The sequence below is a fragment of the Paenibacillus sp. EB106-05-06-XG162 genome (genome assembly GCF_058791655.1).
The window spans coordinates 38,461-64,501 of the sequence record NZ_JBYTDT010000015.1; the positions used below are offsets into that span (position 1 = coordinate 38,461).

20 protein-coding genes and 1 pseudogene are annotated in these 26,041 nt (G+C 42.4%); 5 read left to right on the plus strand and 16 right to left on the minus strand.

Annotated features, from left to right (window positions below):
* Nucleotides 1-60 precede the first annotated feature (60 nt).
* From AC3WU2_RS24220 to AC3WU2_RS24235, 4 genes are all read left to right on the plus strand, one after another.
* Nucleotides 61-1,554, plus strand: coding sequence for an ABC transporter substrate-binding protein (locus AC3WU2_RS24220; protein WP_492457556.1), 1,494 nt, complete (start codon nt 61-63; stop codon nt 1,552-1,554).
* A 140-nt stretch (nt 1,555-1,694) separates the two neighbouring features.
* Nucleotides 1,695-3,458 (plus strand): sensor histidine kinase, encoded by a 1,764-nt coding sequence (locus AC3WU2_RS24225; protein ID WP_492457557.1) that lies wholly within the window; start codon nt 1,695-1,697, stop codon nt 3,456-3,458.
* A complete protein-coding gene (locus AC3WU2_RS24230) occupies nt 3,433-4,194 on the plus strand; it encodes a response regulator transcription factor (RefSeq protein ID WP_492457558.1) in 762 nt (253 codons plus the stop codon). The genes AC3WU2_RS24225 and AC3WU2_RS24230 overlap by 26 nt, the downstream gene beginning before the upstream one ends.
* A gap of 31 nt (nt 4,195-4,225) precedes the next feature.
* Nucleotides 4,226-5,746, plus strand: coding sequence for an ABC transporter substrate-binding protein (locus AC3WU2_RS24235; protein ID WP_492457559.1), 1,521 nt, complete (start codon nt 4,226-4,228; stop codon nt 5,744-5,746).
* A 145-nt stretch (nt 5,747-5,891) separates the two neighbouring features.
* On the opposite strand, the gene AC3WU2_RS24240 is transcribed toward AC3WU2_RS24235, so the two are convergent.
* From AC3WU2_RS24240 to AC3WU2_RS24265, 6 genes are all read right to left on the minus strand, one after another.
* The gene (locus tag AC3WU2_RS24240) at nt 5,892-6,473 is read right to left on the minus strand and encodes a dihydrofolate reductase family protein (protein ID WP_492457560.1); all 582 of its coding nucleotides are present in this window, start codon (nt 6,471-6,473) and stop codon (nt 5,892-5,894) included.
* 394 nt (nt 6,474-6,867) lie between these two features.
* Nucleotides 6,868-8,487, minus strand: coding sequence for a glutamate synthase-related protein (locus AC3WU2_RS24245; RefSeq protein WP_492457561.1), 1,620 nt, complete (start codon nt 8,485-8,487; stop codon nt 6,868-6,870).
* Between the two features lie 611 nt (nt 8,488-9,098).
* A complete protein-coding gene (locus tag AC3WU2_RS24250) occupies nt 9,099-10,064 on the minus strand; it encodes a hypothetical protein (protein ID WP_492457562.1) in 966 nt (321 codons plus the stop codon).
* A gap of 145 nt (nt 10,065-10,209) precedes the next feature.
* The gene (locus AC3WU2_RS24255; protein ID WP_492457563.1) at nt 10,210-11,091 is read right to left on the minus strand and encodes a phosphotransferase family protein; all 882 of its coding nucleotides are present in this window, start codon (nt 11,089-11,091) and stop codon (nt 10,210-10,212) included.
* 202 nt (nt 11,092-11,293) lie between these two features.
* Nucleotides 11,294-12,766: an amidase family protein gene (locus AC3WU2_RS24260; RefSeq protein WP_492457564.1), complete on the minus strand. Its 1,473-nt coding sequence runs from the start codon at nt 12,764-12,766 to the stop codon at nt 11,294-11,296.
* A gap of 154 nt (nt 12,767-12,920) precedes the next feature.
* Nucleotides 12,921-13,190, minus strand: coding sequence for a CD3324 family protein (locus AC3WU2_RS24265; protein WP_492457565.1), 270 nt, complete (start codon nt 13,188-13,190; stop codon nt 12,921-12,923).
* Nucleotides 13,191-13,565: 375 nt separating this feature from the next.
* Here AC3WU2_RS24265 and AC3WU2_RS24270 point away from each other — a divergent pair, with 375 nt between their 5' ends.
* On the plus strand, nt 13,566-13,964 hold the full coding sequence (locus AC3WU2_RS24270) for a VOC family protein (protein ID WP_492457566.1): 399 nt from the start codon (nt 13,566-13,568) through the stop codon (nt 13,962-13,964).
* A gap of 212 nt (nt 13,965-14,176) precedes the next feature.
* On the opposite strand, the gene AC3WU2_RS24275 is transcribed toward AC3WU2_RS24270, so the two are convergent.
* The 10 genes and pseudogenes from AC3WU2_RS24275 to AC3WU2_RS24320 form a co-directional block, all read right to left on the minus strand.
* Nucleotides 14,177-14,935 carry an ABC transporter ATP-binding protein gene (locus AC3WU2_RS24275; RefSeq protein WP_492457567.1) on the minus strand — a complete coding sequence of 253 codons (759 nt, stop codon included), beginning with the start codon at nt 14,933-14,935 and terminating at the stop codon, nt 14,177-14,179.
* A 4-nt stretch (nt 14,936-14,939) separates the two neighbouring features.
* A pseudogene (locus tag AC3WU2_RS24280) lies at nt 14,940-17,257 on the minus strand (ABC transporter permease).
* 120 nt (nt 17,258-17,377) lie between these two features.
* Nucleotides 17,378-18,025, minus strand: coding sequence for a TetR/AcrR family transcriptional regulator (locus AC3WU2_RS24285; RefSeq protein WP_018755491.1), 648 nt, complete (start codon nt 18,023-18,025; stop codon nt 17,378-17,380).
* Between the two features lie 251 nt (nt 18,026-18,276).
* The gene (locus tag AC3WU2_RS24290) at nt 18,277-19,008 is read right to left on the minus strand and encodes a creatininase family protein (RefSeq protein WP_492457568.1); all 732 of its coding nucleotides are present in this window, start codon (nt 19,006-19,008) and stop codon (nt 18,277-18,279) included.
* A gap of 217 nt (nt 19,009-19,225) precedes the next feature.
* Nucleotides 19,226-19,762: an RDD family protein gene (locus tag AC3WU2_RS24295; RefSeq protein WP_492457569.1), complete on the minus strand. Its 537-nt coding sequence runs from the start codon at nt 19,760-19,762 to the stop codon at nt 19,226-19,228.
* Between the two features lie 99 nt (nt 19,763-19,861).
* Nucleotides 19,862-22,144: a preprotein translocase subunit SecA gene (locus AC3WU2_RS24300; RefSeq protein ID WP_492457570.1), complete on the minus strand. Its 2,283-nt coding sequence runs from the start codon at nt 22,142-22,144 to the stop codon at nt 19,862-19,864.
* 39 nt (nt 22,145-22,183) lie between these two features.
* Nucleotides 22,184-22,900, minus strand: a complete 717-nt coding sequence (locus tag AC3WU2_RS24305) for an ABC transporter permease (protein ID WP_492457571.1) — start codon at nt 22,898-22,900, stop codon at nt 22,184-22,186.
* Nucleotides 22,897-23,742 (minus strand): ABC transporter ATP-binding protein, encoded by an 846-nt coding sequence (locus AC3WU2_RS24310; RefSeq protein ID WP_492457572.1) that lies wholly within the window; start codon nt 23,740-23,742, stop codon nt 22,897-22,899. Before AC3WU2_RS24310 ends, AC3WU2_RS24305 begins: the two co-directional genes overlap by 4 nt.
* A gap of 138 nt (nt 23,743-23,880) precedes the next feature.
* Nucleotides 23,881-24,816: a LytTR family transcriptional regulator DNA-binding domain-containing protein gene (locus AC3WU2_RS24315; protein WP_492457573.1), complete on the minus strand. Its 936-nt coding sequence runs from the start codon at nt 24,814-24,816 to the stop codon at nt 23,881-23,883.
* 320 nt (nt 24,817-25,136) lie between these two features.
* Nucleotides 25,137-26,030: a copper amine oxidase N-terminal domain-containing protein gene (locus AC3WU2_RS24320; RefSeq protein ID WP_492457574.1), complete on the minus strand. Its 894-nt coding sequence runs from the start codon at nt 26,028-26,030 to the stop codon at nt 25,137-25,139.
* Nucleotides 26,031-26,041: the final 11 nt, after the last annotated feature.

The window sequence follows — 26,041 nt, forward strand, 5'->3', positions numbered from 1 at the left end:
TTTATGATAGATCACTGTATCACGCTTATGGTGATATAACTTCAAAAAGGGGGAAATGGAATGAAAAAATCTTTGAAGCTCATCTCTACACTTTGTGTTCTAACACTAATGGTAACTGCATTTGCAGCCTGCGGCGGCTCGAAGCCTGCATCTACAACAGATGGGGCTACGACGACTCCAGACACATCAAAGGACACCCCAACAGCCAGTAAGGATATTCCGACTTTGGTCTGGTGGACCATCGGCGGCCAAGTACCTAATAACTTCAGCAAAGCGATTGATGCCATGAATGCATACACAGCTGAGAAGATTGGTGTGAAAATTGACATCAAGGTAGCTAACTGGGGTGAATGGGACACAAAAATAAACACCATTGTGAATACTGGCGAACCATTCGACATTATGTTCACGAACAGTGGTAAATACAGCAAGCAAGTGGCTATGGGTGCTTTTGCCGATATCACTGATCTGGTTCAAAGTGAAACACCTGACTTATATAAAGTGATTCCTCAGAAGGTATGGGAAGGCACGAAAATTGGCGGCAAGTATTATTCCGTTCCTACTTATAAGGATTCAGCACTAACGCAGTATTGGGTATACGATGATAAATATGTGCAAAAGTATAATATGGATATCAACAATATCAAAACACTGCAGGATCTTGATAAGCCTCTGCACGCTATGAAGGCTGAAGGCAAGAGCTTCTACCCATTGCCAATGACGCAAAGTGAAGGCTTGAACGGTTTCTTAAACGAGTATGACGATTTAACACTTGGCTTCCCTCCAGTTGGTGTAAAAGCTGACGATGCATCACGCACGGTTGTCTCTGTTCTCGAGCAGCCTGATGTTATGGCAAATCTGAAGCTCCTGCATCAATGGTATCAGGATGGCATTATCAACCCGGATGCTCCGACTAAAACAGAGAACGAAAAAGGCAGACCATTCTTTGCAGCTCAGGCATTTCCAGGTGCAGAAGTAAGCTGGCAAATCAATGATGCGATTCAAAAGTATGATATGGTTCAGCACTATGGACCTATTTATACAACGAGCACAATCCAAGGCTCCCTTAACGCGATTTCTGCGAATTCGAAATTCAAGAAGGAAGCATTGAAGTATCTCGAATTAGTCAACACAGATCCAAAACTCCGTAATATGCTGGCATTCGGGGAGTTAGGCGTAGACTACAAAAACGTCGATGGTGAAAAGGTAATCGAGCGTACATCCGATACTTGGCCGCTAGCTGCCTACACCCAAGGTACATTCTTTAATCTAGCGGTTACAAAAGGTGCTCCTGTAGATCAATGGGAACAGGTGAAGAAGCTGAATGATGCAGCGACATCTTCCACCGCACTTGGTTTCGCACTGGACATCGGCAATCTTCAGACCGAAGCGGCGAATTGCCAAGCTGTATGGGATAAATACAAATATGAACTCATGACAGGCGCATCCGATCCGGAGAAAATGGTTCCGAAGATTGCAGCTGAATTAAAATCCGCAGGTATGGACACGATTATGAAAGCTGCTCAAGAGCAAATTAATAATTACTTTAAGTAAGATTAAATTCACGAGCATCCCTTATTGAGACATTCAGTATGGGATGCTTTTTTCTTGCTATCTATGAAGCTTTGCTTAATCATGTTACAGTGGTATGGTATATGATTACATTCAACGAGCTACTTCAATTGAGGTGTCGTATGAGCTCTTTTTTACAAATCAAAATTTATCGTCACAAGTTTATTGCCTATGTCATCTTCGTCGTGACCATTGGACTCACGCTAGGCTTTCTGACCTGTGCAATGCTGCTGAATCAATGGGTTGGTGATGCCCGTATAGAGGCTGCTAATGCTTTCGCTGGTGTAGAGAATGAGCTGCAGTATGATGCCGACCGAATTGAGGCTTATATGCAGCGTATATACTCCAATCATAGTCTTATGGCTGATGCTCGCAGCTTCTTAAGCAGCAGTGCTGAAGGCTACTTAACCAATAGTCTGCAAAACAGCCAATTCTCACAGCCGCTGGTATCCTTCCCAGAGGATATTAAAACCTACCTGTACAGCTGGGCGCGAGGTGAAATAACGCAGATTAGTCTGCATACCAACCAGTATGGCAATGTCGTACGTTTTAACGATAACGGAATTGCAAGCTTCATGTTCGGTCTTCCAAATACAGATGAGGCTTTTCACGATACCATTCTAAAGGGATTCGTATATCGCAAGAAACTATCGGATGGAGCACTGGGCCCTAAGGAATTCGGGGAGCTGCGCTTCTTGGTCAGCAGTGATCAAATCTTTAAATCTATACAAAATTATCGATTAGGAAAGGCTGCTGCAGTCAGTGCTTCTGGTGAGATATACCTTATCGGTAATGGACCGGACCAAGACTTGAAGGAACTATCCCGTCTTGCGACGGCGAATGGACGCAGTCATGGTTATATTTCGAAGGGTTTTTTCAAGCATATATTTTTCGTCACCTTTCCATCCACCAAGTTCAATTTCAAATTCGTTAGCATCGTTGATTTATCTATGCTGATTCGGCAGCATGCTAGGATGCTAATCACCATCTTTCTAATCGTATTAACGACCATCATTAGCGTTCTGCTGCTCATTGTGTACAATTTGCGGGATGATTCCCGCTTCCTACACCGTATTATTCAATCGATTGGACGCGTGAAAACAGCCAATTTCACCCCTAATCGCCCTGCTCGTTATCGTCGAAATGAATATGGCATGATCGCAAGGGAATTAGACGATATGATTCAACAATTAGATAAACATATCCGTAATGAATATTTACTTAAGCTCAAACAGCAAGAAACAGAAATGAAAGCGCTTCAGCATCAGATCAACCCCCATTTTCTTTACAATACGTTAGAGGTTATCCGCTCCACTGCTCTTGTTAACCGGGATATGGACACCGCTGATGCCATTGCTACCTTGGGCGCGCTCTATCGGGATATGGTCAAAAAAGAGAATATCATCTCGATTGCTAGTGAGCTGGAATTACTTCAGAAGTATTTAGAGATTATGGAGTTTAAGTATCCAGAGCGTTTTTATTATCAAGTCAATGTAGAGCAGGGCCTCCTCTCGATCCCTACCGTGAAATTCTGGATGCAGCCTTTGGCTGAGAATTTTTTCATTCATGGCTTTAACGCTAGTCATGAATTTAACCTGTATGTCGTTAACGGCTGGGAAGCTGAAGACCATTATGCATTGGAATTCGTGGACAATGGACGTGGAATGAACGCCGAGCGTTTAAATACAGTTCGAAGCACATTCTTGAGCCATGATGATACCTCTTCCAATAGTATTGGTCTGCGCAACGTATACACACGACTTCATTACTTCTATGGGAACAACTTTTCTATAGAGATTGAGAACAATGAGGAAGCTGGAGTCAAAATTTCAGTACGTATTTCAAAAGAGGTGATTGAACATGTACAAGCTGATGATTGTGGATGACGAACCTCAGATTTTGGAGGGAATGAAGCGAATCCTGGACTGGAAACGATACGGCTTCAGTCGGATCGAAACCTGCGAATCTACGGAGGTGGCCATATCCAAGGCTGTAGACCTGCTGCCAGATGTCGCAATTTTTGATGTCTGTATTGGCGAGAATCTTGGATATGAAACGATCCACAGACTCAACGAGCTCCATATCCCTACGAAATATGTTATTATGAGCGGCTATAGTGAATTCAAGTATGCTCAAGAAGCCATTCGCTGTGGTGTCAAAGACTATCTGCTCAAGCCTGTAGAACGTACAAAGCTTCAGCATGTGATTGAGAAGATTATTGTTGAAGATCTCCATGGTACGATAGGAAATATGAACAGCGAGAGTATGAACAAGGATCCGGTGCTGAGTGTAAGTTATGACAACTTATCCAAGCTGGTCAACCGCATTCTGCTGATGATCAAGACGGAATATGCTCAGAATATCACCTTAAAATCAGTGGCAGAGCGCTTCCAGATGAACAGTACCTACCTTGGACAATTATTTCTTAAAGAATCCAACATGAAATTTTCAGAATACCTCATGGCTTACCGAATGCTCCTCGCACAAGAACGAATTCAATCGACAGACGAGAAGATTTCTTATATCGCACTTTCCGTTGGCTATAACAACCTCAATTATTTTTATACGCATTTCCATAGCTTTTTCGGAAAATCTCCCTCTGATCTGCGGGGAAAAGGTTAACAACGAACTCGGCAGAAAGAGGATGATATCGATGCTAAAGCGCTCTAGACACAGATGTATCTTCATAACAATCAGTCTTATACTGCTGCTCACAGCGTATACGACCGGTTGCTCCCGGCAGCCTAGCAAGAACGACAATGATAACTATCAAGGTGACACTGAAAATCTGATTTATTACACGATTGGAGAGCCTGACAAGGATCTGCAGCTCGTAAATGATAAAATCAATGAAATCATGGCTCGTAAAATTGGCGTGACGATCACCTATATCAAGGTAGGTTGGCAGGAGTATGAAGATCGGCTGAACACACTTATATCCGCAGGAAGTCCTTTCGACATTGCTTTTGCACCCAATTATGCAACCACCGCTATGCGCGGCGCATGGCTGAGACTTGATGACTATCTTACGAGTCTGGGTAAGGATTTGTACGACACCATTGACCCAACCTTTTGGCAAGGAGTACGAATGAATGATGGAGGCATTTATGGTGTACCGACCAATAAAGAGCTGGCCGTGCGTGATCATTGGATGTACCCTGCTTCAATCGTGAAAAAGTACAATATTGATATTACCAAATACAATACGCTGGAATCGCTTGAACCGTTGCTCCGGATGATTCAACAGGATGAGCCTGCATACTTACCAATGGAATTGGATCGGGATTCACACAATTTCTTCGCTCTCTACGGCTACGAATATATTATGAACCATAAAGTTCCCTTAATGGTGAAATCACTGGACCCTAACGCTAAGGTCGTGAATATCTTCGAAACAAATGAAGCACGGCAAGTATTAAACACATTACGGCGTTATTATAAGGAGGGCTTCATTAACAAGGACGCCGCGCTGCGGGAGACTGGCGGACTTAAGCGTTGGGATAAAGTGTTCTGGAAGTCCTCAGGTGGTGGCCCACTCTCAGAGACGACTTGGAGTAAGGATCGCGGCTACAAGGTTGTATCGAATCCCGTATCCCCTAGCGTCGTCACCACGGAATCAGTCCGTGGAGGAATCATGGCTGTTAATGCCAATACCAAGCATCCCATTGCGTGTATTAAGTTTCTGAATCTACTCAATACCGACCCTGAAATACGAAACTTATTTAATTATGGTATTGAAGGCGTGCATTACACACTGGATGAACATGGGCAAGTTGCTCCAATTCCCGGCAAAGACAGCCACGGCGAGCCGATCTCGGATGCACCAGCAAGCTATGCAGGAGTACAATACACACTGGGCAACTGGTTTATCCTGAAAACCATGGGCGGTGATAACCCGGAACCCCTCGACAAATGGGATCAATTCCGCAAATACAACGCTGAAGTAATCAAGTCCACCATTCTCGGCTTTACGCCCGATTTATCCAAGCTGACCGCCCAAACCGATAATATCGAGATGATATGGAAGAAATACTATCCAAGCCTCATGACTGGCACCGTCGATGTTGAGACGATCCTTCCCAAGTTTAACAAGGAGCTCAAGCAAGCAGGCATCGAAGAGGTACGGAAAGAAGTGCAGAAGCAGTTGGATGCGTGGCGGGGCGTAAAGAGGTAAGTGCTATAGCGGCCCCCTCATCCCGCCAGCGGATCCGGGTATACCCGTTAGCGGTACATAGGGCTGCCACTTGGCAGCCCTTATGTATCGAACTATCGTGTCCTGTTAGCTGAAAGAAGTGACAATTACTGCCAGTATTTTCTGATCATATTTTATTATTGGAATGTGCAATATTATTCCCGTTCAAATGATAGATTAGTTGCACAACGCCAGAGGAGAATGTTCTTGTATTAACCATTTTTAAATTCAACCTCTGATTTATATCCACAAACAGCGGTTTCCCTTCTCCCAAAACAACAGGGTGAACAGATAATCTAATTTCATCAACAAGCCCCAAATTGATAAAAGTTGTAATAAGACTTGCTCCACCATATAGCCAGATGTCTTTACCAGGCTTATTCTTTAATTTTATTACTTCTTCAAGAATATTATCGTTTATGAATATTGCTTTACTATCCGTCCCTTTTTGCGTTCTGGAAAACACATATTTTTCTTTACTATGAACTAATCCCCACATTTCTTTTTCATTATCAGAGTGTTCCATTTCTCGTGTAAATTGTCCCCATAAATCATAGCTTTTTCGCCCATATAGAATCGTGTCAATTTGATTTAAGAAATCAATAAACCCCATATCAGCGTCCATAATGCACCAATCAACTTCTCCATTTTCCCCTTCAATAAAACCATCTAAAGTAACTGCTAGATCTAGAATTATTTTTCGTTTCATGAGTGGTTACTCCTTTCGTTGATCTACCACCTATTATAGACCTTAAATATGTCACCTTGTGTCATATTAATAAAAGAGAGGATGTCTTTTCAACTATGCTGCCCATTACTTCAACAAGCAAAAAAGAGCTGCCTCCAAGCAAGCTCCTCAACTCTCGTTCCCCGTTTTGTTCTCCATTTCTTTTATTCCGACTGTACCGACAAGTCCTTTCCAAAAACGAGGAATTCCACTTTTTGAGCGAATTTTGATTCTAACAGGCAGAATGGCGGAGGCGTTGATCCGAAATATGGCATCAGAGAAGACGGGAGCCGACGGCCAGATGATAACCGAGCCGACCGTCTTCAGTAGGGGATAATCGGAGCGTGTGTTCCTAGAGTAGGTGGAGGATATCGCCCTATATATCTCCGGATTCTGCAAGCACCGGATAAGGAAACAAATCCACGATTCGGAAGCTTTGTCCGCTTTCGTTCGTAAACACCACATGTTCTCGCCTTAATTCGCGGGGACTCTCTAAGCCGCAGGCGGCAGCCAGCGAAAACAAGCCTTCCCTCATCTGAAGAATATAGTTCATTACGCGCCACTGTTTCTCTTCGGGCGCCAGTGCCTCTTGATACTTAGAATCCGTAGTCGTAATCCCTGTTGGGCACTTGCCCGTATGACATTGCAGAGCCATGATGCAGCCGTTGGCCATCATAAAGCCGCGTGCAGAGTTGACGCAGTCCGCGCCCAGCGCCAGGGCGATTGCCACTTTGTCAGGCGTAATGAGTTTGCCGGAAGCGAAGATTTTGAAACGCTCGCGCACGCCGAATTTCCTTGCGATGTCGTCAAGGATGAGCAACGCGTTAAAGAGCGGCAATCCCATGCCATCTGCCATTGCTTTGAACGTAGCTCCAGAACCTCCCTCGGAACCGTCTACGGTAATAAAATCCGGGAAAATTTCTAGCTCAAGCATAGTCTGAAAAAACGGCTCGAGCCGCTTCGGATCGCCGACAACGATTTTGATGCCCACGGGTTTGCCGCCTTCTTCTTGCAAGGTGCTTATGAAACGAAGCGCTTCCTCTGGATTGGTTAGAAATTCGAACCGGTTCGGTGAATTCACTGTTTTCCCGATAGGCACTAAACGAGCTGCAGCGACTTTTTCGGTGACCTTAGATCCTTCGAGGTGCCCGCCGCGTATTTTGGCACCCTGATGAAATTTCAGTTCGAACGCCTTAATGTTCGGGATGCTAGCTTTGTGCTTGAATGCTTCAATGGAGAAGCGGCCAGTGTCATCACGGAAGCCGAACAAGCCTGGCCCGATTTGCGAGACGATATCGACGTCTGTGGCAAGATGTACATCCGCAACTCCTCCTTCACCTGTATTGATCCATGAGCCGCCTGCCATGAATGCGCCGCTTCCCGTAGACTGAATATAATGCTCACCTACTGCTCCGTAGGAAGTAGCTGAAGCGCCGAACATGCCTTTGAGCCGCCATGGGTGTTCACTTTTTTCGCCGACCATAATGACATCATCGTCATGTAGAAGCCATTGTTTGACCTGTTCTTCTACGTATTTTTCCTTCCTTGTAAACAGCCCTTCGTCGGTAATGACATATTTCTTTCCTGGTACGAGGACTTCGTTATCCACCCTTAGCTCGCTTGTCAATTTCGTGAACATGGCATTGGATAAATAGAAGCCGGGCTTTTCATAATCGCGCCTGCCGCCGAAGGAGATAAGATCCGTCCGGTATTTCGCAGCATATACGAGACCGACAAAGTCGGCCCGCGAGAACGGCTTCCCTTCCGTATCGCTGTCAAACCAATATTGACGGAACTCAGGCCCCAACTTTTCAAGCAAATAACGTACCCAGCCAAGAAACGGGTGTGAGCGAATGATGGAATGCTTCGGTTTTTTGGATAAGGCATACATATAACCGATAAAAATGATCGGCGGCAGTATAATGATAACCAGCAGTAGAACCAGCAGGACAATTTGTAACACTGTATTGACCTCCCCGTAATGATAATCGTACATAGAATATTGTACCACCAATTTCCAATGATAATTCTGTTATATATAGTAATCGATAAGAAACGTACCGCACAAAACATTGCTATATTGGAACAGGATGCCGGTGAATGCACCTTCAGAATTAAACGTCATGTACAGGAACCCTAGAAGAACTCGTACCCGCATGGATAGACAAGATCTTCAGATGGGTCACATCTTCCTCCATTAAAAACTTCGGAATATGTTTTGGATACGATGCCCTAAACTACTTGGCTTCAATCGATCAGATTGTTTTGCTAAATATTCCTTTAACGGCTGTAAAGTAACATCTGAATTATGGATATCGCTAAGTTCATTAACCAACATTTTATACGCTTATCGGCTTCATACTGTTTCCACCATTGGCTTATATTCATAATAAAACCTCCCATTAGTCCTATTAAATCTAGGTTTTCTTCTAATAAGAGGTTTTAATCTGTTGTATTGAACTAGCGTACTCCGTTAGCTGAACAACATCTCCATGACTTGTGATACTTTTGTTAAATAAACCCAACCCATGCCAGGGCCGTTAAAGAGGGTGTTTGTATATTTCGATCACCATCTGCCTCGGCGAATGCCGGGAGGCTATTTTATTATTAGGAGGCGCTGTAATCGTTGAAATAGTGCACTCCGTCGTGAGCGGTATCACCCGGTTTTGTTCTTCGATTGGTGTTGAACCAGAGTTTATCCCCGTTGGCGATTCCGACGCCCTCTATCTCAAAAAGGTCAGGGTATGCAGCGGACGTAACGCGGAATGACAGATTATTATCTGCATTTTTTGTACCCGAGGCAGTAGATATATTACGATAAACAAGTACAATGCTGATGTTTTTATATGTCAGGGGAACATATATTGTGTCGTTATAATAACCGAAACCCTGGAAAGCATACGAGGTGATGTTAGATATGGTACTGCCGTTGACCCGTGCATCTTCAATATTTAGGTTAAAGCCATCGGTTACATTAATTGTACCGCTGTTTGCGGTAAGTGGGAGTGAACCCCTGTATAAGGTTCGACCGGATTTGAAGAGAAAGTATATGCTGTTAGCCTCTTTGCTAGTAATTTTCACACCCGACATTGACTTGTCTACACCTTTGTATTTGATTGTGTAGTTACCAACTTTGTAATATGTCGTTCCTACATACTTCAGTTTCACGAGACTCATACTGCCGGCGTTCATGGTGACGACGAACATATAATAATTTCCGTCGATTGTGCTAAGCACCAAATCGTTGGCATGGCCCAGGTAGGTAGTATAAGATGTCCCATTATCACCGTTTTTCATGAGCGTAGTGGTTCCGTCGCTCATTTTGGTACGGTAAATGACTGCCTTAGTATTGTCACTGTTGACTTTTACGGAGTAGGTGTAGGTAGATCCCACTGCAAATCCCTGTGTGGCGTAAGAATTATTTGCATTGTCGAGCGTTGCGACGGTGGTGTAGGTGTTGTAATATGCTGCACTGGCTGTGATGGGTATCAACATCGCTGTGCAGAGGAAAAAGACTACAAATAGAGTAAAACGTTTCACCGTTCCTATTCTTCTTGTAAACATACTCTTCATACACTATACCTCCATAAAAATATGTTGTTTATATTAATTGGATGAGTTCCTTCATTCGTCATACACCCCAAATCACCGTTTTGTAAAATTATACCATACGCCTACCTCTAATTAATCCTCCCAACGCACTAAACTGCCCGTTAGCTCAACAACCTACGGATTTCTTCAAAATAGAAATACTTTCCTGGAGGAACGCTTTATTTTTTTCAATTCCCCTGTTTTTACACCAGACAACAGCGCTAAAAGCGTCGTAAAAATCATAAAAGGGAAGTATTGTCTCCAACTCCATTAAGGGACGAATTGTTGAATACCCCTCTTTATACGAAACTCTACTTTGAGGATTTACTTCCCAAACATACCGATTAAGTTTTGTGAAATCTATTTCAGTGGATCCTCCCCGTGCACTCTCAAAGTCAATAATTCCAACGACTTCATTATTATTTGTAAGTATATTACCTGGTCGGAAATCCATATGTACGACACATGGTCCATCAGGATGAGGTAATACGGAGAAGGCATTCTCAAAATGATTAATACATTTTTCAAAAAGCCCTCTCTCAAGGACTTCCTTACAAGGTTCTGTCAACTTTTCAAAGTTATTTTTTATGTAAAGTCTCCAATTGTTCTGATGAAGAAATTGAAAACCATCTACTCCTTCAACACCATACCTCGGCATTTTAACATCATGCAACTTTGCATGATGTACTCCGATTTGAAATGCCAGTTCATCGTCAATATTACCTGTACACGGTATTCCTTGAATCTGAGATAAAAGTAAGGCACCAGAAATGAAGTCATCCCCACTCCAGAAGTCTAATACTTTTGGAACCGGTAATACCTCGCTCAACATTTCAAGCATACGATATTCACGATACAGTTTATCCCTATTATAAGGGATCTTCGCGTATACAGTTTCTCCACTGGTAAGATCCAATTTGTATACTTGTGAACTAAAGGACTCAGGAACATTATCTATACTTAAAACATTAAGGTTAAATCTTCTTATGATCGTTTGTATTAAGTTCAAATCGCACCTCACGTGTTTTGAATGATCTCTTAATTAGTTTACCTATTACCTACCCTTTCTACATTAATTCAAAAAAATCCTGTCCGTTACTTTAACATATCAAAAAGGAGCTGCCCTCAGGCAAGCTCCTCAACTCTCGTGTTCCGTCTGAACGAGTTTTATTAGAAATCTCAATTTGAGAATAGAATAGAGCTTTATCTGTTTATTGCTTTAAATCTGGCATTCTCCTGTGATTCGTTTTTTGTTCGAATGCAAATGCAACACGAATGAGTGTCGGTTCACTAAATGCCGTTCCTGCGAATGTAATCCCGAATGCTCTTCCATTATCTTGGAATCCTGCCGGCACTGCGATGGATGGATAACCCGCTTTCGCACATATATCAGCTCCGACATAAGAAGGAAACAGGATTGTATCCAATCCATACTTTTCTAAAGCATGATCTATACCCATATTTTGCGAGTAATATAAATCATTGATAGACTCTAGAATGTAATTCTGACTCTTCAATGGGTTTTCTAATTGTGTTCGATACTTCAATGCATCTTGACCATATTTCAAAGCCTTCTCCGTATTCTGTTCATTCCATTCAATCAACTCTTGCAAAGTATGAATGGGTAAATGGGGAGGGAGACTTTGCAAATAGTGTTCAACAGCGTGCTTAAATTCAATGTTCATTTTGTTATATTCCCACTCTCTATTGAACGATGGGATTTCAATTTCTTCTATTACATTAGCGCCAGAATCTTTAAGTATGGCCACAGCATCATTAAATAATTTTTCATCATACTCTCCAATGTCACGATATTTCTCAGGCGGAATATTCCTGAAAATACCTATGGTTGCATTGCTTAATCCATCTTTATCCAAAAATGCTGTATAGTCGACATTAGAACATTCATTCTTCCAAGTAGCAGGGTCACTTTCATCTTTTCCCGTAAGAGCACCTAATAAGATCGCTGCATCTGTCACAGTTCTTGCCATAGGTCCAGCTGTATCCTGAGAATAACTCCACGGAATAATTCCTGATCGACTTATTAAACCTACGGTTGGCTTTATACCAACAATTGCGTTCTGTACAGATGGGCTTAAAATAGACGCAGATGTCTCTGTACCAACGGCGACTGTAGTAAAATTTGCTGTAACGGATGCAGCAGATCCCGTGCTAGAACCACCAGGAAAATAATCCCCATATGGATTCTTTGTTTGTCCTCCTATTGCACTGTATCCAGCCCACATCGATGTCGACATACCATTTGTCCACTCTGTCATATTTGTTTTTCCAAGAATAATTGCACCTGCATTCCTTAGTTTTTGAACAAGGAAAGCATCGTTTGAGCTAATATGGTTCTCCAAAGCTAATGCACCTGCACTTGTATGCATCTTGTCATTTGTTTCAATATTTCCTTTCAATAAAACTGGGATACCATGTAATAGACTTCTTGCTCCTACTAATTTTCTCTCTTGATCTAATGCTTCAGCAACAAAAATCGCATCAGGATTCATTTCCATAATAGAGTTGATCATAGGTCCACTCTGATCGTACGTTGCGATCCGATACATGTAGTACATAACAAGTTCTCTTGAAGTAACTTCCCCCTTATACATCGCATCCTGTAATTCAAGTATCGTCGGTTCTTCACTATATAATTTTTCTAATCCAAAAATATGTTCCATGTTTAACTCCTACTTTCGATTTTGGGTCATTTATTTAATCAATCCTCTAAACTTAATGTATAGAATTGACTGCATTTAAACTATATAAAAAACAATTACTACTCGTATAACACATAGAAAAGGCTTGCGGGTTTAACCCCACAAACCTTAGGTTTTAGCTATTTTTTGAGTACACAATTTTTTTGATACTATCATGGGAAAGGCTGAACAGTTCAGTGAGTTGATCAATCGTCGATCCATCATTGAATCGCTGGCGAATCTCGCTGTTTCTGAGGATCAGGTAATTTCTGTTGCCTGACTTTTCCCCCCACTTTTTTCGAGACCCTTCTGCGTTTGGGATGTATATCATTCGACCTTCCACATACTTCTGTATTTCCTTAAGCAATTCTTTTGGCAGAATAGCTTCAGCACTTGTATATTTCAAAATAGATCTACTCCTTAAAATTAAATTGAATTTTAAGGTAGCAAAACCTATACTATGAACTGTATTCACCATACAAATCAGAATGAAAACATGCGGTTACTTTTATTAAGCTCCATACAAAGAACCGCCAAGGTCATAATATAGACTTTGCATGGAGCTTGTCATTTGCGGCATTATTATTCAATCTTTACCCTCCTTCAACTGATTACTTGATAACTAATTGAAATATATAGCTAGCCAACACTTCAGTATGATTGTAGGCCTAATTTATGTACAAGTAAGCATGTAGATTATGCAGGGATTCCTTTCTATGTGACGAAATTATACTGAGATCATGATAAGTAAAATTATTCCAAAACAAGGAGGAAGACCACAATGATGAGACCTGTAGAAAGTAAGAATCCCATTCGGAGTCAGATCAGTTCCGTAATTCTATGGTCCAGAAATCTGGATAAGTCGGCAGAGCAGTACAGCAGGCTATTTAACCTTTCAAGCGAGCAGCAGGAGCGTTTCGGTCACATGCATATCCTGCATTTGCCTAACGGAACGGACGTTATGATCGATGCCAATGGAATGAATCATGTTCCAATTCCAGATAAGGCTCCGCCGCTTTGCTTTGTACCCGCTGATGATATAGATGAAGCGGCTGCTTTAATAGAAAGTTTGGGATTCCAAATCATTTATGGTGGGATCATCCGGAACGAGTTCGTATCTTTCTTCAACATGCGTGATGATGATTTTAATGTGATTACGGTATGCCAGAACCATAAATGATAAGGGATTAAGGAGGAGGTTGCCAAAAAGTCATCCAAGATGACGTTTGAGGCAGCCTTTTTTGTGTTAACTTGTTTTTTATTCTTGTTTGTAAGGTTTAGGATTCTTATATTTTAGTTCCGGATGCTTTTTAAGTAATTTTTCAGCCTTTGCAAATTCGGACTCAGGAATCAAACCTTGATTGTAATCGGCAATGATCGTGAAACAACAAATTATATTCCTATTTCCCGCATTTTCGCTGTGACTATTTCCATCCTGTCATCAACATCTGTGCCGCTGAATTTCTGAAGTCGCATTTCGCTCACGATTTTTCCGTCGCGCATAAACATAATACGTTCTGTCCGCGCTGCAATCTTTGCATCGTGAGTTACAAGCATAACCGCAGTACCTTCCGCGTTGATTTCGGCAAAGATGTCCATGATCTCCTGCGCAGCTTTTGAGTTAAGTGCGCCAGTCGGCTCATCACCGAAAATAACTTTCGGATTGCTCATAAGTGCACGACATATTCCCGCACGCTGAAGCTGACCTCCCGACACCTGAGTAATGTTGCGCTTCTCAAGCTCCGCAATGCCTGTCCTTTTCATAAGCGCTCTTGCCTTTTCCGTTATTTTTGCAGCGTTTTTTCTGTTACCGCGCATGGATGGAAGAATGATGTTGTCGAGGATATTCAGATTTTTTAGCATCGTTGGCTGCTGAAAAACAAATCCCATTTTTGTTCTACGTATATCTGCAAGCTCATTCTCGGAGGCCGCCGATAGATCTCTGCCATCAAAAACGACCTTTCCGCCACTAACACCATCCGTTCCGCTCAGCGCAAACATCAGCGTCGATTTTCCTGAGCCTGAAGGTCCCATAACCGCAACGAACTCACCCTCGTTTATTTCAATGGACACTCCGTCGAGAACATTCCGCTTCTCATCGTCCTTGCCGAAAGATTTTATGATATGATCACCGATAATAATCTTCTTCATATGCTTACTCCTTTATATTTTCGGAAATTTTAATTTGTCCTGCGCCCGATGTGCCGATCATTGTTGCGATAAGTACCGAGCCTATCATCATCAGCGGACTAAGCAGATACGCCGAAAGCGGATTGACCGCAAAATGAAATGTCGACGCTCCAAACGTGGAGATGACCGCGCCCGCGAGCATCTCTCCGAGCGTGTTCGCCAGAAGCGTGCCGAGAAGAATTCCGACAGTCAGAACGAATACCGAACGCGAAACATACTGTGCCGTAATATCCGAGTTAGTAAAACCGAACGCTTTCATGACGGCAATGGAATACCTGTCTTTTGCGACAAGCATTTTCATAAACAACAGTGTAACCAGTACCGTTATCATCAGCGCAACGGCAATTGCGGCATTGGAGGCCTTTTTGACGGAGCTTATTGTCGAGCCGAATGTCTGTGCAACAAATTTATCAATGTCTGAAACTTTTGCAAAAACAAACCTATCCGCATATTCCGAAGTTTTTTCGTCGACAAGAGATGGATCCGAAAGCTCCGCGCAGATAACAAACCACACATGTTGGCCGAATTGTCGGTGAAAACAGCCTTTGCGGTTTTCCCGCCGTTAGTGATGTCGGAATAAATTCCGCTTACCGTGAGATTTTTCTCCTTCCCCTGAATGACCAGAGGAATGACTTCGCCAACTTTTTTGCTCAACTCATCGGCGTTCAAAGCCGAAAGCGCAATTTCGTCTTCTGCGGCGGGCGCTCTGCCCTGGGAATATTCTATAGGGAATATCGAATGGTCGCCGAGCTCAATTTTTATATTCTCTTCCGAGCCGTCTGCCGTCTTTGCTTTGAAAGTTTTTGTCGTGAGCACGGCATACTGTGAAATGGCACTGTCGCTTTTCATCGTCATTAATATTTCAGCGGCTTGTTCAGATATATTATCGGTCTGCTGAATGTCAATGCGCAGATCATAGTTTCCTATCCCCATATAGTTGATGAAGCTTTTTGAGGAAATCGTGTTGTAGAGGTTCTGCGGAACAATCATGATAAATGCCGAAATCACCAGAACCGCAAGCATTGTGGCGTAAAGTCTTTTCCTTGCGAGAACATCCTTGATACCGAGAAAAATATTCGTATTAAACAACCTGTTTCCGCTCAGGGAAAAACGATTTGCACCTGCAGTTTTTTCTTGTGAAGTGCCAAAGCGTATGGCTTCCGCAGCGGATATTTTCCGAAAACGTCTCAGCACTCCGCTTACATAAGCAATAATTGCAAGGAATACAAGCAGTATGCCGATTATTCCGAAAGCCACGGCAAAAGAAGAATTATCGCTTTCACCCATATAAAGCCGTATATTTTCAAGAAGCATACCTTTGAATACGAACGAGAGTGCAAAACCGAGAATACAGCCTGCCGCCGCAATAGCCGCATATTTGGCAAGATAAATCTTCTTTATGTCGGAAACACGCAGCCCTATTGCCTTCATAACGCCTATCTCGCGGTAGTCGTCTTCGATCTTCGCAAGCAGCGTAAAGCGTATGCACATAAAAGCGATAGCAACGACAAGCACGCTAACAAGAAGGATTACTCCAATCATCATCCCGTCGGAAATTGCGTTGATCGTTTTGAAAAGCGGATATGTAATCGTTGGTCCGTTCGCTTCAAGTCCTGCGGAGGCATAAGCGGTTTCGAATGCGCCGAGTGCCGACAAATCCTTTAATCTGAACTCAATCAGATACTCCGTACTTCCAAGGTTTTTAATTTCCGCGTAATCATTTCTACTTACAAGAAATCTCTTTGAGGAGGAGAGCATGGAATTCATCTGCGAATCGCGGAGAAATCCCGCAACGGTAAATTCCTTCCCGCTTATTACTGCCTTGTCGCCGACCTTTGTGGTGTTGTCCCTCATATAATTTATTGGAACATAAAGCTCGCCGTCGGATACATTTATGATGTTTCCGTCAAGATCAAGAAGATAATCGAATTTTTTGCTCTGGATGCTGAATCCGTTATCCTGAACATTATCCGCAAGCGAACTATCGCCTAATATAATCCGCGCGCCGTCCATGTTGAGAAATTCTTGCACCTGAAATTCATCGACATTGCTGTTCTGCTCCGCAAATTTCGTTAGCCGATTAGTATCCATTTCACCCGAATGCATCTGCATAAAATGCGGAGTTTCCGCCCTCGTCATAAGCGTATCTATCGCGCCCGAAAGATTGACGACGAGTATAGCCGCGAGAGAAACAAGCATCGCCGCGGCAGCAACAAATATCATCGTTGTCAACGTGATCAGTTTGCTTTTTGATATGTCATTGCGAATTATTCTGAAATACATAAGTCACCTCTGTATTCAAGCTTTTTAACCGATTTTAAGTTATACAGAATGACCGAAGTCACACATAACAGCATCCCAGCGATGATAATGAGAAATCCCGTTCCTCTGCCATTGCCCGACTTATTCATCGCTGCTTCCATCACCTCTACCAAACATCTGCATAGTCTCCATAAGACTTCCGCTTTCTGCACCGAGCAGCCTTTCTACGTTGCAAACAAACGCTAGCATTCGTGAACCGCGCTCCTCGTTCGTCATTGTAACCATATCATCATCAAAAACGGTATTCGCATAGATCACAACCATCTCCATGCATTCATACGGAAACGGTGTGCTGAACATTCCCTGCTCAATGCCCTCGCGGATGATTCCCGTCAGTATCGGCGGAAGTCCGTTGATGATGACCTTTTGTATTTTCTGATGCATAAGCGCGTTCTGTGGCTTGTGAATGTGGTCCATAATTTCCTTGCTGCTTCCGCCACTTATGTTCAGTGCCATTACAGCGCGGATCACGCGCTCGATTACGGGTATGCTTTTATCTACAGCGATTTCCTGAGCCGCACCTAAAATACGGACATTATACCGCTCTATCAGCGCGTCCATAATATCCTCCTTCGACTTGAAGTGGTAATAAAGCGTTCCCCGCGCAATTCCGACCTTTTCGAGAATATCGTTTGTACTTGTGCCGTCAAAGCCCTTCTGACCGAAAAGCTCATCCGCCGCGTCAAGTATTTCGTTCCTGCGTTCCTCCGCTTCTTTTACAACTCTCATTTTTACATCTCCAATCTATAGACCGACTGCCTGTCGGTTATATATTAACATACTGTTGATTTAAAATAAAGTTCGGATTATCAATCTGCTAGAAAAGGTTCCATGCTAAAGAGCGACAAAGAAAATCAATATTTTAATATATAATTTTATTTAAGATTTCAAACCGCTTATAACACGTTCGCTAATAAAACAAGGAGCATATGGCGCGGCGCTCTGATCCTTGTTTTGATTAACTATCATGTCCTGATGTATCATGCTTGAGTTTTTCGACGGTACCCCTCATCTAGGATTTGTTTCAAGCCTTGAGTCCTTTTGTTAATAAATGTGTTCCAAAATAGCTTTCCTTTCTCAGCTAGTTCCTCGTGTGAATAACTTCCTTCTTCAAACTTTCCCCAACAACCATCCTGAGTTAGTTTATCCCATCCTAAGTAATCTGCATAAAGACGGTTTTCTGAAGGTATATCTGAACCCATTGATATTGTTTTAACTAGTTCTGGGCAAAGCCACATCGCTGTACAAACGGACAATAACCCACCGTGCATTTCGTTAAGCCTTGTAACCCTGCCGTTTCGATTGTTATGATTTGCGGAAATTAAGATAATCTGTGGGTACTTGTAATTCATATGCTTGACGAATGCTCCCTCCCAATATGAACCACCGTGTCCAGTGCAGACCAAAAACTTCTTAAAGCCTTGTCTTATCAAGTAAATCATAACTTCTTCGAGCATGGTTGTTAATATATTGGGGCTTACCGTAACTGTTCCTTTGAAATTGGCATGTTCTTCAGAGGTATTAAACGGAATTGTAGGTAACACGTAAGCATTTAATTCTCTTCCATAAGCATCGGCGTATAGCTCTGCGATAAGCGTATCTAAATGCATTGGCAAGTTAGGTCCAAACTGTTCCGTTGCTCCAACCGATAGAACAACTGTATCAATCCCACTATTTGAAATTTCCGTTGTCGTGTTCTTATAACTAAGCATAATAGCACTCCCTAAATAAGTTCAATTTTCTTGACAAAAAGAACCGCCATTTTGTAACGGTTCCTTTTGGATTTTACCTATTATTATTTCTTGCCCTAAAGATCATAAATGATTGGTCTTGTATGTTTTTTCCAATCTTAGTTTCTGCATATGTTATATAGGGTATTAACAGTCTGCCCGTTAGAGTAACTCCTTCTGGGAATGGAATGATGGATTCTTAATCCTTGTGCCTAATAACGGTCCCCGCAATAAAGTCATAAATAGTTTGTCTATTTTTGTTCATTAAGGGACTTATCAGATAAATAAACACCAGTCCATAAACCGCGGTAAATAATGAATAAATTAAATAATCTGGATAATCAGTAGGGATGACAATATGCCAAATGGTGAAATGAGCCAGTTCCCATGGGATGAATTTTATGGCAGAGCGTAAAAGAGAGTTTCCAAGTCCGATTGGTTGACCAATCACGTCGGTAACCACAATCCCCATTTTTTGTTTTCCCCATGTCGCATGCGATTTCGACCCCTCACTTAAGGCAAAATAAAGATATACAGGCAACGTAATCAATAGAAACCCTGTAATTTCCCCCGATAAAGGGCTTGCCCTAAACAGTGGAATCAGCAACGGTTTTACCAGAAAAGATACTCCGAACAACAGGAAGAGATAACCCAAAATGATAACATAATCCCACAAAAAAGCGATTAAGCGGGTGCTAACAGATACACTTTTTAGATTTTCATGCCTTTGTACCACTCTATCCCTCCTGACCTGATACTGTACGAAGTCAACACGGAGTCAACGCTTCGATTTTCAGCACAAGACGAATCGAGCGTTCGCTCGTATTCGTCCCGATCAAAATTTTGACCACCCGAATACCGGTCTCAACATCTTGCGAAGCCAATAAGCGAGTATCGTCTCTGGGGCCCATGAACTGGGATTCTGCAGGTACTCTATGTATTGATCGTTCATGATATAAGTCCATGTGGAAGTAGGGCTCTTCAGCCCAAACTTTTCCCACTTCTCCGGATCATTCGAACCTCCGAGCTTTACGAGCATATTTGCCGACTCTCTATTTATTTTAGCCGGAATTTGCTCGTATGCTTGGATGATTTGCACATGAAATTCGTCAATCGGATTGCGGTTCGTAAGGCTCGTCAAATGGATGCTTTCGCGAATGTAAGAAACGTATGCCAGATGGTCAGCCCAGAACTTGTCGATATAATAAAGCCTTACCCGTTGCTCCGAAGGGCTCATCGGCGTCTCGCCTTTCAAAATCCCGAGCCGCTCCTCGTATAGAATACGCCTCTGTTCCTCCACCATATCCGAATAACAGTTCAGTTCCTTGCGGATATGGAAGTTTTGGCCCATAATAACGCGCTGAATATGCGCGATTTTACTGGGGAGCACCGACTCTTCGAGAGTCTCATCCTGTCTAGGAGCGTGAATTACTTTATTGATGCCGAACCGAAGCATCAACTCGTCCTCCAAGCTTATGAAAAATACGGAAGCTCCCGGGTCGCCTTGGCGACCAGATCGCCCGCGCAGTTGGTTGTCGATCCGCACGCTTTGGTGCATATGCGTTCCAATCACGTACAACCCGCCTAGCTTGGCGACAACTTCTGCTTGCGTAGGGTTGCCGCCGCCGAGACGAATGTCGACGCCGCGTCCCGCCATATTCGTAGACACCGTCACGGCGCCGATTTCTCCAGCTTTGGCGATGATCTCGGCTTCTTTTGCATCGTTTTTCGCATTCAGAACATGGTAAGATACGTCGGCAACCGCTAGCGCCTCCGCCAGCATGTCAGACTCCTCGACGCTTGACGTACCAATGAGAATCGGACGTCCCGTTGTATGGACGGACAAAATCTCTTGTACAATCGCCTTAAGCTTGGCTTCTTTATGGGTATAAATCCGGTGCGGATGGTCGATCCGTATGTTTGGCCGGTTCGGTGGAATTTGCACGACCTGCAACGCATAAATATCTTCGAATTCCATTGCAGAAGCGTGCGCGGTAGCCGTCATTCCGCAAATCTTTGGATATAGGCTAAGAAAGTGTTGAAGGGTGATCGTACCGAGAATTTTCCCGCCGGCTTTCGACTGTAGCCCTTCTTTGGCCGAAAGCGCGGCTTGCAGCCCGTCCGGCAAATACCTGTTCTCCGCCACGCGGCCGGTATATTCGTCGATCAGCTCGATTTTACCGTCCCGGACGATGTAATCGACGTCTTTTTTCAATAACAATTCCGCATGCAGCGCGCAATTTAACGACATTATCAAATGACTATTATGGCTTTCGTATAAATTGCCGCATCCGAGCAGCGATTCCGCTTTCGCTGAGCCCGCATCATTTAAATAAACGTTCCGCTTGAACTCATCGAAGTCATAATGCTCATCTTGCTCGAGCTGCCTAGCCACGGCTGCGAAACGAGTGCCGTCGTTGCCGGAAGAGCCCGGCTCGCCGGCGATGACTAGCGGCACCCGCGCTTCGTCGAGAAGTAGTGAATCCGCTTCATCGACGATGACGTAGTGGAAAGGACGATGCACGGTATCGACTTCGTCTAGAGCGATCGTGTCGCGCAAATAATCGAATCCCGCCTCTTTGGCCGTAACATAGGTTATATCCGCAGCGTACGCTTCCCGTTTCTCGAACAGGCTCATGCCCGCTTGAACCGAGTTTATCGTTAACCCGAGGAAGCGATAGATCGGGCCCATCCACTCCGCATCTCGATTTGCCAAATAATCGTTAAAAGTCAGTACATGAACGCCTTCGCCGGTTAGCGCATTTAGATAAGCAGGCATAACAGCAGAGAGCGTTTTTCCTTCGCCGGTATGCTGCTCGATCAAAAATCTCTCGTGCAGAGCGATAGCAGCCATGATCTGGACATTGTAAGGCTGTAATCCGAGCGTTCTCTTCGCTGCCTCGCAGACTAGCGCATAGGCATCGACAAGCAGCTCATCCAAAGGCGTACCCGATTTTGCTTCCTTTTTCAGCCGGAGAGATTCCGATTGCATCCGCTGATCGTCCCAAGCTTCCAAATTCCGTTCCCTGATGAGCTCCGCTTTGTCCCGATAGCCTTTTAGCTTTTGACGGTTATCGCGGTCTTTGAATTCTCGCATCAACTTTACGGCTAAATTCATCGGAATTTGATCCCTCCTCGGTAGAAATACGCGATTTTATTATTCATCCTTTAACCGTCGTTTGTACAAAACAACAGATACAATCGTTAATACAACCGTCCATACCAAAATAATGAGGAGGGGTTTTAGTAAATCTCCCGTCGTAAAGCCTAAATTGCGTATATTTAGCAAATGCACAAGTTGAATGCTTGGTGTATAATCCAGCACTTTGAAAATCGGAAAATCTTCCTCTAGAAACGCTCCCCATGGTGCTGCAGTAAATACGAACGCCACCGGAAGTATAGATAATGATGCATCAAACAACGTCTTGGAGAATAAACCACATATCGTCCCGGCTGCTATGTATAGAATAATCGAAAGAATGATTGCTGACACAAACGCCCATATACTAGCTGGCTCATAGCCAATTAAATACGTAGCAATAGCCAGAGCAACAGCAGACATGACAAAGACTAAAGTACTTTTACCGATTAAAACATCCATGGCCGTGGCCGGAGTCATCATTAATGATCGTAAAGTGTTACGTTCCTTTTCTTCCGCAATCAAGCATGCTTGTACTAAACACGTTAGTAACACAAACGAAGTATTAAGAACAAGACCGAAAGCGAAAGCTCCATTCAAAGACGGGCCTGCACTTCGAAAAAGAAGTGACAAGATAATTGGAAAAAGCAAACTAATGGAGATCGCATAATTGCGTGAAAACTCTTTGTAATCCTTCACAAATATCGCTCGAGCACGTTTTAATGAGATACTCATAGTAACTCACTTCCTGTCATTTTAATGAAGACCTCACCTAGACTCGGTTCTTTCGTTTCTAATCGATCAATTAACCCTCGTTTCATCCAATCGGCTATTTGATCAGCCGTTCCCTCATCGATCGGGAGCTCGTATGCTTCCCCATTTATTAAGTCAACACAAACTACGTTTTCTCGATGCTGTTTTTTAAGCTCCTTTGGTGAGCCGATGGTTTGAATTTGTCCTTGATACAAAATCGCTACACGGTTACATATCAATTCTGCCTCAGCCATATCATGCGTAGTTAAAAAGATCGTTGTCCCTTTCTCATTTAAGTAGCGTAAGCCTTTATAAATATGTGCTGAGTTAGCTGGATCCAAAGCCGAAGTAGGTTCATCTAAAAATAATAATTCTGGCTCATGGATAATCGCACATGCCAACATGACACGCTGACGCATCCCTTTCGATAAGAGATTGACTTTCTTTTTGCGCTCTCCGCTTAAGTTTACAAACTGCAGCACCTTACCGATCGAAGATCTAGGAAGATCATATAATTGGCGATACAGCTCTAAATTTTCCTCTATAGTTAATCTCTCATATAGACCACTGTTATCCGTCAAAATGCCAAAGCGCATCTTCTGTGGAGACTGATGCATCATCTCTGCTGGCTGGTTAAATACACTTGCCTGTCCACTCGTCAGATTTAACTGCGCAGTTAAAATCTTTATTAATGTTGTTTTTCCTGAACCACTCGGACCTAGGAAACCAAAAATTTCCCCTTTCGGAATTGAAAAAGACACATCTGCTAATGCATCCTTATTTCCAAATCTCTTTCGAATATGTTCTACTTGGATAACATTCATTAACACCACTTCCTTAGAGTTGATGGCTTAAATATATAAAGATTGCATGCTTCCAGCCATCAAAACCCGCCGAAATGTAGCTATTATCGCCTGAATGGTACCATTGAATGCTTGATTGGTTCGGCAATACCACGGAAATTAAATGTTAAGAAGTGCTTTTAATTCATGCAATTTTGAACGAGATAACGGAACCACGGCATCTTTACCTGTATTTAATCGCAAGCTGTAGCTATTCTTCGTCCATGTAATAATCTCTCTTACTTTTTGCAGATTAACGATGTAGGATCGATGACACCTAAAAAAACCGAAATTTAACAATCTCTGCTCGAGCTCGGTTAGCGTCAAAGCACAGTCATAATTTTCCCCACCCACATGAACATGGATCGAACCATCTATACTTTCTATAAAATCGATTTCAGGCGGATTAAATAAAATCACTTTGTCATTTCTTTTTGTAGATATCTTCTGCAAGGTTATATTGGCCTCATCTTGTTTCTGTACTTCCTGCTTATCCTCTTCTGAGTCCCGAATATCCAATTGATGCAATCCGAATTCGTTCAATCGGTAAATTGCATCACAGGAAATAATGGCATCCTCTAGATTCGAAGTTAAAATTAAAATCTGCTTTTCTTTCGAAAGGTTATCTAAAATTCGTTTAAAATGCCGACGATCTTGTTCTTCCAAGTAAAAATAGGGTTCCTCCAGTACAAGTGTAGGTTGATGCGCAAAAAAGGCACGCAGCAATGTCACATACATCCTTTTCGATGAGCTTAGATCCTTGATTTTCACCTTCCGTTCTTCCTTTAAAGCAAAATAATCCATTAACAAAGCGACACGCTCATTCCTCTCCGTTACTTTGATTAGGAAAGTGATTAGCTCTTCCACCGTTAAACGCATATACTCGCTTTGCCCAGCTCGAAATAAATAATATTGGGAATGATTCACTAATTGATTCATTAAAAGCTGCTTTCGCTTCAAGTCCGTTATAATGCCAATCGATTGGTTCGATGTCATATTTAATTCGATCTTCGGTAGAAATAATTCCCCATCATAATACACTGGTTGAAATTTCATGCCGTCCTCCTGGTCAGTCCGCTATAGGATATATATAACAATTATACTATTTGGATACTTTTTCGCCAGTTTCTATCGAAAAATATAACAGCATGTCTTCTCTAAGCTATATCAGTATATATTTTGACCATAGAATAGATATCAACAATGCATAGGTCGGGAAAATACGATGAGAGGGGATTTTTCATGCAACAACGCATTCAAAATTTGGATCGGCTCATTCACTCAGCGGTAGATCGTAAACGTATTTTTGGGGAGGTTCTGCAAGTGGAAGCTTTGCCCTTTATGTGCTACATGTAATCAATTAAGGTAAAGGTTTTCTATAAAATTATTAAAACATTATCATTTCGTGTTTCATCAGGAATCGATTGAATCATACCAGCTAAAAAGTTTGAACTAGAATCTAACTTCCCCCTTAAAACTTCTTCTGATTTTACCTTACCATAAGCTACATCTTTAGAATCTCTTGCAAGATCAAAATAAACCTCACTTTTTTCAGGGCCAGGTCGCTTTCCATTTTCTTTAGAATAGATACCTGGTTGACTTTCCACTCCCTCCCAAACTAAATAGCTCATATCATTATTAATTTCATAATAAGAAATTAAATTCCCCCATGTATGGTAGTATCGCAAAACTTCCCCTTCTGGAAAATACAATTGATGAGACGACATTTCTTTACTCGAGGCTAATTTGTTTTCACCAATTATAGGGAGGGATACAGCTATTTTACGAGCAGCGACTAAATCATCCCCTTGATATAATGTGGAATAAGTGTCTATCTTATCAAAACTTCGAATAACAATTGTGGTTGTTTCTTTATCCCATCTTACTTCTGATTTAAAAGCCTCACTAATAAAACGTAAAGGAACCATTACTCGATTTTTTCTTAGTTGAACAGGTGATTCTAATGATATCTTTGTATTTTTGAATGTAGCTTCTTTCTCACCTACTTTAAGAATCAATTTATCTTTACTAGCCTTCGTCGTTACGGTAACGGTTTTATTTTTCGAATTCCAATCCAAATTAAGATTTAACTTCCTCAGTGAATCTAATGAAACCATAGTTCTTCCATTAATAACCAAAGGCGGAGAATCTGAATTAATTATTTCGCTGTTGATAATAAGCTTAAGCTTATTATTAGATTCAGCATACATTGGCATTGAACAAAGTAAAATCGCTAAACACCCGAATAAAGCACTCGTTAATTTTTTCATATCCCTACACA

Excerpts from the sequence above, each read along its gene's own strand:
- AC3WU2_RS24220 (WP_492457556.1), top strand. The coding sequence starts at position 61 with ATGAAAAAATCTTTGAAGCTCATCTCTACACTTTGTGTTCTAACACTA.
- AC3WU2_RS24225 (WP_492457557.1), top strand. The coding sequence starts at position 1,695 with ATGAGCTCTTTTTTACAAATCAAAATTTATCGTCACAAGTTTATTGCC.
- AC3WU2_RS24230 (WP_492457558.1), top strand. The coding sequence starts at position 3,433 with ATGTACAAGCTGATGATTGTGGATGACGAACCTCAGATTTTGGAGGGA.
- AC3WU2_RS24235 (WP_492457559.1), top strand. The coding sequence starts at position 4,226 with ATGCTAAAGCGCTCTAGACACAGATGTATCTTCATAACAATCAGTCTT.
- AC3WU2_RS24240 (WP_492457560.1), bottom strand. The coding sequence starts at position 6,473 with ATGAAACGAAAAATAATTCTAGATCTAGCAGTTACTTTAGATGGTTTT.
- AC3WU2_RS24245 (WP_492457561.1), bottom strand. The coding sequence starts at position 8,487 with ATGTACGATTATCATTACGGGGAGGTCAATACAGTGTTACAAATTGTC.
- AC3WU2_RS24250 (WP_492457562.1), bottom strand. The coding sequence starts at position 10,064 with ATGAAGAGTATGTTTACAAGAAGAATAGGAACGGTGAAACGTTTTACT.
- AC3WU2_RS24260 (WP_492457564.1), bottom strand. The coding sequence starts at position 12,766 with ATGGAACATATTTTTGGATTAGAAAAATTATATAGTGAAGAACCGACG.
- AC3WU2_RS24270 (WP_492457566.1), top strand. The coding sequence starts at position 13,566 with ATGATGAGACCTGTAGAAAGTAAGAATCCCATTCGGAGTCAGATCAGT.
- AC3WU2_RS24275 (WP_492457567.1), bottom strand. The coding sequence starts at position 14,935 with ATGAAGAAGATTATTATCGGTGATCATATCATAAAATCTTTCGGCAAG.
- AC3WU2_RS24285 (WP_018755491.1), bottom strand. The coding sequence starts at position 18,025 with ATGAGAGTTGTAAAAGAAGCGGAGGAACGCAGGAACGAAATACTTGAC.
- AC3WU2_RS24290 (WP_492457568.1), bottom strand. The coding sequence starts at position 19,008 with ATGCTTAGTTATAAGAACACGACAACGGAAATTTCAAATAGTGGGATT.
- AC3WU2_RS24300 (WP_492457570.1), bottom strand. The coding sequence starts at position 22,144 with ATGAATTTAGCCGTAAAGTTGATGCGAGAATTCAAAGACCGCGATAAC.
- AC3WU2_RS24305 (WP_492457571.1), bottom strand. The coding sequence starts at position 22,900 with ATGAGTATCTCATTAAAACGTGCTCGAGCGATATTTGTGAAGGATTAC.
- AC3WU2_RS24310 (WP_492457572.1), bottom strand. The coding sequence starts at position 23,742 with ATGAATGTTATCCAAGTAGAACATATTCGAAAGAGATTTGGAAATAAG.
- AC3WU2_RS24315 (WP_492457573.1), bottom strand. The coding sequence starts at position 24,816 with ATGAAATTTCAACCAGTGTATTATGATGGGGAATTATTTCTACCGAAG.
- AC3WU2_RS24320 (WP_492457574.1), bottom strand. The coding sequence starts at position 26,030 with ATGAAAAAATTAACGAGTGCTTTATTCGGGTGTTTAGCGATTTTACTT.